The following is a 7,748-nucleotide window of genomic DNA, read 5'->3' as shown; positions in this document are numbered from 1 at the left end:
TAAATTTATCCTGACTCTATAGAGCAACTGCTAATGCATCAAAGAAGCAATCAAACGGCGCCCCGGATAAACCCGCGACGAAACGTATTTACGATTTAAAACAAATTTTGGGTTAAAAACCCAAGTACTTGCACAATTGTTGCGCAGTTGCAGCGGTTCGTCGCCGGAGGTATACCACACACCTCGTCGACATACAATCGAAGGTTGAGTGTCGGAGATTATTGAGACTGAAACTGAGGTTAGATGAGCGAACCTCAAAAACCGTACTCTGTGCAGGAAAAGGTAGCCGTTGACCTTCGCACCGGAACGATTCGGTCTCGAACGATGATGCGCGAGCGGTCCAATCGACAAAGCTCGGGTCCTGTTGACTAAGACTTTGAATGCGACATTTTGTGAGATGGTCTTGAAACAGGCAGCTCCGACCCAACGAAAGCCATTGTTGAGAGGCACTGACCGGAAATGCCTGGTGGTTTTGAAGGTGGAGTCGATCTTCGATTTTGAGTCTTGTTGGTCCAGCCACGATTGGGCGCAGTGTGGGTCGTCGCAAAGTTTGGCGCCGTTTCAGTAAGTATCCCCCAGCATAACGTCTCTGACGGGGCAGGTATAATGTGTGAGGCCGCGGTTCGATCCGAACAGGCCGGACTGTCGGCTAATAAGAATTCAACGAATTTCGCAAAACATCTCGGCTGACCGAAAAATCGCGGGCGGCTTTCTTCCCCTTTTAGGCGTCCTTGCTTGGATGACTAAAGCATTACCGCACACAGAGGCGGTTCCGGGGGGGGTCGGCACATCGGTGAGAGCGATTGAAACTAGTATCCAGATGGAGAACTGAGAACATGCCCCAAAAGCCAAACTCTTACCGGGTTGTCAGGCCCTGCACCGCTGAATGGATGGAACGCGCAGTCCTGGTAACGCAATGGGGTGAATCAGCATGATCGATCTTGGCCTTTCCACGACAACACTGGCAGTTCGAACCAAACATGGCGGCATAGGTGGCCTTGACCCATTGTTGTGGTGCGACCCGTCAGACCTTTCCGCGCTGTTTCAGGACGCATCGGGCACCGTGCCAGTAACGTCTGCGGGCGATCCCGTCCGACGTCTGAACAACAAGGGCACCCTGGGAGGTTACTTTCTGGCGCCGAATACGGCAGCTGCGCCAACCTATCAGACCGACGGCACCCATCGCTGGCTGGAAAGCGACGGTGTGGATGACCTGCTGGAGTTTCAGGGCACCGTGCCGTTCTCGGTGGATTTATTCGAAGCCGTTGCCTTTCGGACGATCAGCATCAACCGTGCCTTTGCCCATATCATCAGCAACAACGGCGGACGGCGGCAACCGTTGATTTCGACGCCACAATCGCAGCCCCGGCGGGTGACGGTTGCTTTTGGTGGTGCACCGACCAATGTGGATGCGCCTGCGTCGCTGATCGGCGTTGATGTCGTGGTTACGGCAACGCATGACGCCGCCCAGAGGTCTGCCAATGTGAACGGGCAGATCGTTACCGGGAGTGGTGTCACGCTGGCGGATGACGGAACGGACCCTTACCTGCTGTTCGGTCCCAATGCCTCGAATATCCGCAACTATGGCAGCATTCACATGAGCCGGGTTCCCAGCCCCGAGGAACAAGCACTGGTTCGCAAGTTCTATGCAAAGAAATCGGGCGGCATTGCCTGAGAAACAACATCTGCCGCGCAGCCTGGGTCACGCCTGACGCTCGGGTTCAGGTTGCGCACGGCAGCGCCTTGACCGTCGTTGGGGGAGAGTTGTTACTCGACACCTAAATACGCAAAATCGGTCGGCGGCTCATCGACTGCTAACACCGCTGGACTAATGCCCTCTCGCTTTCATCCGGTAACTGGCCTATAGGGTGCGGGGCGAAAAAGCCGGGCATGTTCAATTGCATTTTTTTTCGTGTTGTCGAATGGACTTTAATCAACGACGACGAAGTAAACCAAAAAAGGTCAAAAGTCTGAATAATGGTCGAAGTTATTGCGGATCGGCGGGCAAACGAGAGAAACACGTACTTGATAATTGGTGCGGTTATCCTGTTTGTGGTCTTTAACTTCGCGTTTCAGGCTGCGTTCTTCACCTATGAAAGACGACCGGATGAGATCAAGGCAGTCGAATTTTTTGTAAACCTCCTGTCTTTCGAAAAAAACACCCGATTGAACCACGTATGGACCAGTGAAATCTGGACCAGATTGGTTTTGTTCGTATTCAATGTTGGGATAACCATTGTCCTGATTTTTTTTAAGCTCATTGACAAAAAGACTGCTTTACTAGCGGCGATATGGCCGCTTTCAATCTTTCTTTTCTCGAAGATCTACTGGGAATTCTTTTACTTTCCTCTCTGCTTGATACGTCCCAACCTTTCTACAAGAGCCGAAGGGGCGGTGATGGCGCTACTGGCTGCATTGCTCTACGTGACCGGTGAGGCAAACCTCGGAGTTCTTTTGACTTTTCGGGCTGCTTTATTTCTGCAGAACGCAGGATTCAAAAGATCGGTGCCAATCGGCATTGTAGGGTTTGCGGTTTTTCTGGATGCAGCAATGAAAACCGGGGCTGCGTTTTCGTTTCCATGGATAGGCGGGCTGATACAACGGTTCGACTGGACGAGAAACGTTGCCAACCCGGATTACTCTCCATTGGAGAGCTTATCGGTGTTTTTCGCCAGCTTTCATTTCTTTAGCTTGCATACCGGAGCCTACTGGATAGACGCGTTGTTTTCGGTGGTCGTAGCCGTATTTTTATGTTGCTCGCGTGAATTCAGGCAAAACCTAAAGGATCACCTTTGGCTGGTGGCCTGCTTCTTTTCGGTGTATTTTTTCTACACCCACGTCACATATGCCTTTCAGAACGCGCGATACTTCTTCTTTTTCATCCCGGTTTTGGCAACGCTCATACCCACGAAGTTGTTTCCGGGGTTGGCGTTTTTAGGTTTTTTCCATGTGCTATTCAGAAGCATGGAGTTTATGTAGAGTATTTTTTCAACGCTTTTGGCCTCTGGTTAGTCAACCGGCCAATTGTTTGCCGACGTTATCGGTTTCAGCTTGCGACAGATAAGCCCTGAACAGCCAAACTGTTTAGCAATTGATGCGCACCAATTTGGATTAAGGGTGTTTGCTGCGCAATCTCTGCGGTTTTTTGGGTCTGTTTCAGGCGTACGGCATGGTCTGCAATGCGTTCAGGCTTTTCGCTGAAACGCAACAGATTATCTGATTCACCCACAAGAGCGAAATAGCCGTCAACCTTGGAATCCCATCGAAAACCGATGGCAGGCGTTCCTACGGCATGGGCCGTTATGCAGGCGTGCAGACGGTGTGAAACGACCATATCCATTGCCTGGATCGCCGCAACCAAGTCCCGCGGAGTTTGCGGCCTTGGCAGACGGGATATTCCCTGCCGGGAGGGAAGAGATTGCCAGAGTGCGTCAAGCATCTCCTCGTCTTCGCCCGCGCCATTCGTGAACAGAGCGACGTTTTCATTGCGCTGCTGAAGCTCAGCCAGGATCGCCTGATACTGAGACAGGGACTGTCTGAAATTCAGCGCGTCCTGATCGGCGTGGGTTTTGATCGCGGCCGGATGGGCGATCCCGACACCGATGGCACCGACGGCGACCTCAGGGGCCTGAGGCAACTCCAGCTCACCGGCGGTCAGCGCCGGATCGGGAAAAATATGAATCTCAGGGAGGTCAATCCCAAGCGAATTGCAGTGGTGACGCAGATTGTCTGCAGACCCCTGATCGCGCACGGATACGAAACGCAGATTCGGAGAGGCAAGCAATAAGGAGAAGAGATGCCTGCCGCGGGGTGACCAGGATTTTGCAACACCAACCGAATGGATCGCGATTGGCAGGCCGCGCTTTTCCGCTTCTTCAACGACACGGGCAATCTTGAGCGGGAAATTCAGGTTCGCATCCCCCAGCAGCTGCCCGCCACCGATCACCACGGCATCAGCATCTTGAAAACTCTTCGGGATCAGCGGCTCGAGGCTGGTGCGGATCTGCCGTTTGACCAACTGTTTTGCCAGTGCTTGCGACAAGCTTTGCGGCAAGCAGGTCAGCAGAGACAGCAGAAAGGTGCGGGCACCCTTTGAAGGCGTTGCAAAGGTCCGACGTCCGGCGAGATCCAGCCAGCGGATATCAACCCCACTGTCCTGATGGCGGAACTGCTCGGTCAAACAATCCGCGATCAGGCCGTCACCCAGATTCGGGCTGTGCATAACAGCGGCCAGAACAATTTTCATGCAACCTGCTCCGTTCCCATGAGTTCGGCCAGAATTGCCTGATCCGGCGCAAATCGTTCAGTCAACTCATTCAGTATCTCCGCACAAGGTTCAGCAGGCTTTTGCGCCGGGCTGGATGTGTACAGCGCGCGGGATACAAGCGGACTGCTTTTCACCTTTGACACCAGACTTGGCAGCCCCAGGTGACGGAGTATCCAACCACCATTGCGCAATACCCCGACCAGCATTGCATTGCGGGCAGCTTGGGCTTCCAAAATGCGCTCTTCATAAGGGATCGTTTCCGCGAAGGGGATACCAAGGGCGTCGCTCATGGACCGGCCAAAACCCTTAGGATCCGTTCTGAGTTGCATAAAATCAAGGACATGCACCCGTTCAGCCCCAAGGTGATGCACCGCGTTTTTCACGTGTTTTCCAAACAGGGAATGCTCGATGATTTGCGGCTGTTGTACCACGGCGTCTTCGAAGCTGGCCGACGTCCGGCCAATTTTTTGCAGGTATTTCCAATGAGAGACACTGCGGGATACCGGCTCGCGCACAGTTACCAGAAATCGGCTGTCTTGCGGCAGATCGCGGGCAATGCGCTCCAGTGCTGGTTCGGAATAAAGATAGTCATGACAGATTTCACCGATCCGCGTGGCCTGAGGCTGTGCTGGAAACTGACGGCGATACCAGTCCGCGCCTTTGTCATAGAAACGGTCGAAATAGAAAATCTCTTTTGCGTTGGCCAACGCAACATCGGGATGCTGGTTCAGTATGTGCCAAATCCAGGTGGACCCGCACTTGTCGCCACCCAGATACAGAAAATTGACGGGTAGGGTGTTGTTGGTCACTGCCTGCGCTCCTTGGTCAACAAGGCCAGATTCACAAGGCCTGAGGAAATACCGATTTTTCTGAAAATGTAGATATATGCTGCAACGTTCAGAGCGATGAGGTTGCAACTGATGCACACTGCTGCGCCCATTGACCCCCATAGGGCGACGGCGACAGGCAAGGCCGCAAGAGAAAGACCGGTCGTAACAACCAGCATCACGAAGTGAACCCGCTCGTGCCCGGACATTTCCATGATCTGCGCCGTCGGACCCGCAAAAGCGCTGACCAGATAGCCGAGGCTGATCACGATGAGTTCTGGATGTGCCGTGGCATATCCCGGGCCGAACAGTTCCAGCACCTGATCGCCCCAAAGAACAAAAACCACGAAACTTGCCAATGTTGGCATCCCCAACATCAAGCTGATGCGGCGGCAGGTGCTTCGGGCGGCGTCAAAGTCCTGTTTACCCAGCTGTGCCGCAAGCAGCGGGGCGGCGACAATGTTGATCGCCATCAGGAATAACTCCAGCACCATGGCCGTACGCAAAGCGGCGAAAATCGCGCCGACAACGGCCGCTGGAAGAAGGCCGCCAACAATGACAATCGCTATATTCCGGCCAGACGCATTGACCACCGAATTCCCCCACATTCCCCATGAGGCGGAAATCCATCGGCTCTTTTGGCTAAAATCGGCATCATCGGCTATCAGCCGCACCGGATTGGTCAGCGGCACCAGGAAGGACTGAGCCAGAAACAACCCGCCCAGAATACCCGACATCATCAACAACGTTGTGACCGGGTCGAGCGCAGGGGTCATACCTGATGCGGCCATCATGGCCAGGGCAATGACGGCCAGGCGAAACATGACGTCCCTGGGCAGCAGCGCGCACCAGACAGAGCCCGCAGCCCGTTGCGGGTTGGGCTGAAACTCGGCCAGAGCCAGAACGACGGTAAAGAGCGCGGTCGCCCAAAGCAGGGTTCGCTGACCTTCAAAGGCGGGCAGGATTGCCGCCACAAGCGCCAGCCCCAACGCAGCCGTCGCAGAGCCCAGCAGAACGATTCTGTAGCTGAACCGCACGACCGCTCGGGCTTTGGCTTCGTCGTGGTCGTGCAGGTAGAAAGAGGCAAAGCGCAAGACCACATTGCGCTGTCCGACAGTGCCGGCAACTGCGAGGATCGTGGCCAACGAGAAGGCAAAGCTGAACCGCCCGAAACCGTCGTCACCAAGGCCGCGCGACAAGGCAACGAACATAACGAACGAAAGCCCGGCTGCCGCACATTTAATGAACAAAGCCGACAGGCTTTTTAGAGCAAATCTCTTGCCGGACTTTGCGATGGTGCCTGTGTTCATGTCGCTCAAGGCCACTATGCGCTGCGCGCGTCTGTTACGGCCAGACCCAGTTCCTGTGCCACCAATTCTGCAATTTGCGCCTTGAAAACCTGCTGATCGAAACGGGCAGCGTGCGCCTGTATTTTCTTCGGAGAATTCACAAGTGCCACATCCGCTTCAAGCGTGTCGATCGCCGCGTTCAGAGCGTCGACGGTTTGTTCATGAAAATGCACACCGGACACGCCGGGCAAAACCGTGTCCAGGGCTCCGCCACGGCCGTAGGCCACGACCGGCCGCCCCGACGCCATAACCTCGACCGGAATGATCCCGAAGTCTTCTTCACCGGGAAACACCAGCGCTTTGCAGGTTGCGAATTGGTGTTTCAGTTCGGCAAAGGGAACCCGCCCCAGGAAAGTGATGTTGCTCCTGGCTTTTTGTTCCAACTCGGCGCGCATTTCCCCGTCGCCGACCATAACCAACTTGCGGCCCGAAGCGTTGAACGCATCCACCACCAGATCAGCCCGTTTGTACGACACCATTTCACCGGCCAGCAGATAGTGGTCTCCTACGTCTTCGGAAATACTGAACTCGGCCACTTCGACAGGGGGGAAAACGACATCCGCGTCCCGTCGGTAGTATTTTTCGATGCGCTGCGCGATGAAACCGGAATTTGCCACGAAACGGTCGACCCTGGCGGCGCTGCTGACATCCCAGATCCGCAGCTTGTGCGCCACGAAAGGCATTATGAGCTTTGCCAGACGTCCCGCAGACGCACGGTAGATATGATAGTGGTCCCAGATGTAGCGCATCGGTGAATGGCAATAGCAAAGATGCACGGCGTCGGGCCGGGGGATGATCCCCTTTGCGGGCCCGCTTTCGCTTGAAATGATCACGTCGAACTCGGTCATGTCGATCAGTTCGAGCGCAAGAGGCATCAATGGCAGGTATTTCTGATAGTGCTTCCGAGCGCCGGGGAGTTTGGAGATAAACGTTTCGCGCACGTCCTGCTTGCGAATTTTGTCGCTGACCTTTTCCGGATCGTACACATGGGTGACAATGACCGCGTTCGGGAACAGGTCGAGCAGGCTTTCGACGACCCTTTCCCCACCCCGCATTCCGACAAACCAGTAGTGCACGATGGCGACCCGCAGGCCGGAAAAATCCATTTTGGAGTTTTCCATATTCTGCGAAACAAATTCGTTTACTTCAGTCATGGTAAATCCTTGAGACCTGCTGTGCACCCTTCCCAATGGCGGCTATCGTCGATCAGCCTGGGCTGTTCAGCCCTTTGCGCCTTGGCCTCGGGCGTAGACGTCCTCGTATCGGACGATGTCGTCCTCTCCGAGATAGGCGCCGGTCTGAACC

General features: G+C 54.7%; 6 protein-coding genes. 2 read left to right on the top strand and 4 right to left on the bottom strand.

The window, feature by feature from the left end; genetic code table 11:
* Nucleotides 1–931: 931 nt before the first annotated feature.
* Nucleotides 932–1,675 (top strand): hypothetical protein, encoded by a 744-nt coding sequence (locus ACR0IK_RS24025; RefSeq protein ID WP_480643638.1) that lies wholly within the window; start codon nt 932–934, stop codon nt 1,673–1,675.
* Nucleotides 1,676–1,977: 302 nt separating this feature from the next.
* Nucleotides 1,978–2,979 (top strand): hypothetical protein, encoded by a 1,002-nt coding sequence (locus ACR0IK_RS24020; RefSeq protein ID WP_480643637.1) that lies wholly within the window; start codon nt 1,978–1,980, stop codon nt 2,977–2,979.
* Nucleotides 2,980–3,046: 67 nt separating this feature from the next.
* On the opposite strand, the gene ACR0IK_RS24015 is transcribed toward ACR0IK_RS24020, so the two are convergent.
* Genes ACR0IK_RS24015 through ACR0IK_RS24000 form a run of 4 tightly spaced genes read right to left on the bottom strand, consistent with a single transcriptional unit; the run spans nt 3,047 to nt 7,597 of the window.
* Nucleotides 3,047–4,222 carry a polysaccharide pyruvyl transferase family protein gene (locus ACR0IK_RS24015; RefSeq protein ID WP_480643640.1) on the bottom strand — a complete coding sequence of 392 codons (1,176 nt, stop codon included), beginning with the start codon at nt 4,220–4,222 and terminating at the stop codon, nt 3,047–3,049.
* A 20-nt stretch (nt 4,223–4,242) separates the two neighbouring features.
* Nucleotides 4,243–5,076 carry a sulfotransferase family protein gene (locus ACR0IK_RS24010; protein WP_480643636.1) on the bottom strand — a complete coding sequence of 278 codons (834 nt, stop codon included), beginning with the start codon at nt 5,074–5,076 and terminating at the stop codon, nt 4,243–4,245.
* Nucleotides 5,073–6,404 (bottom strand): lipopolysaccharide biosynthesis protein, encoded by a 1,332-nt coding sequence (locus ACR0IK_RS24005; protein WP_480643639.1) that lies wholly within the window; start codon nt 6,402–6,404, stop codon nt 5,073–5,075. The genes ACR0IK_RS24010 and ACR0IK_RS24005 overlap by 4 nt, the downstream gene beginning before the upstream one ends.
* A gap of 14 nt (nt 6,405–6,418) precedes the next feature.
* A complete protein-coding gene (locus ACR0IK_RS24000; RefSeq protein WP_480643635.1) occupies nt 6,419–7,597 on the bottom strand; it encodes a glycosyltransferase in 1,179 nt (392 codons plus the stop codon).
* Nucleotides 7,598–7,748 lie beyond the last annotated feature (151 nt).

This window comes from Ruegeria sp. BF7 (assembly GCF_056538605.1).
Note: the sequence above shows the minus strand (reverse complement) of the source record. Positions and strands in the feature narration are given on the sequence as shown.

Excerpts from the sequence above, each read along its gene's own strand:
- ACR0IK_RS24020 (WP_480643637.1), top strand. The coding sequence starts at position 1,978 with ATGGTCGAAGTTATTGCGGATCGGCGGGCAAACGAGAGAAACACGTAC.
- ACR0IK_RS24025 (WP_480643638.1), top strand. The coding sequence starts at position 932 with ATGATCGATCTTGGCCTTTCCACGACAACACTGGCAGTTCGAACCAAA.
- ACR0IK_RS24015 (WP_480643640.1), bottom strand. The coding sequence starts at position 4,222 with ATGCACAGCCCGAATCTGGGTGACGGCCTGATCGCGGATTGTTTGACC.
- ACR0IK_RS24005 (WP_480643639.1), bottom strand. The coding sequence starts at position 6,404 with ATGAACACAGGCACCATCGCAAAGTCCGGCAAGAGATTTGCTCTAAAA.
- ACR0IK_RS24000 (WP_480643635.1), bottom strand. The coding sequence starts at position 7,597 with ATGACTGAAGTAAACGAATTTGTTTCGCAGAATATGGAAAACTCCAAA.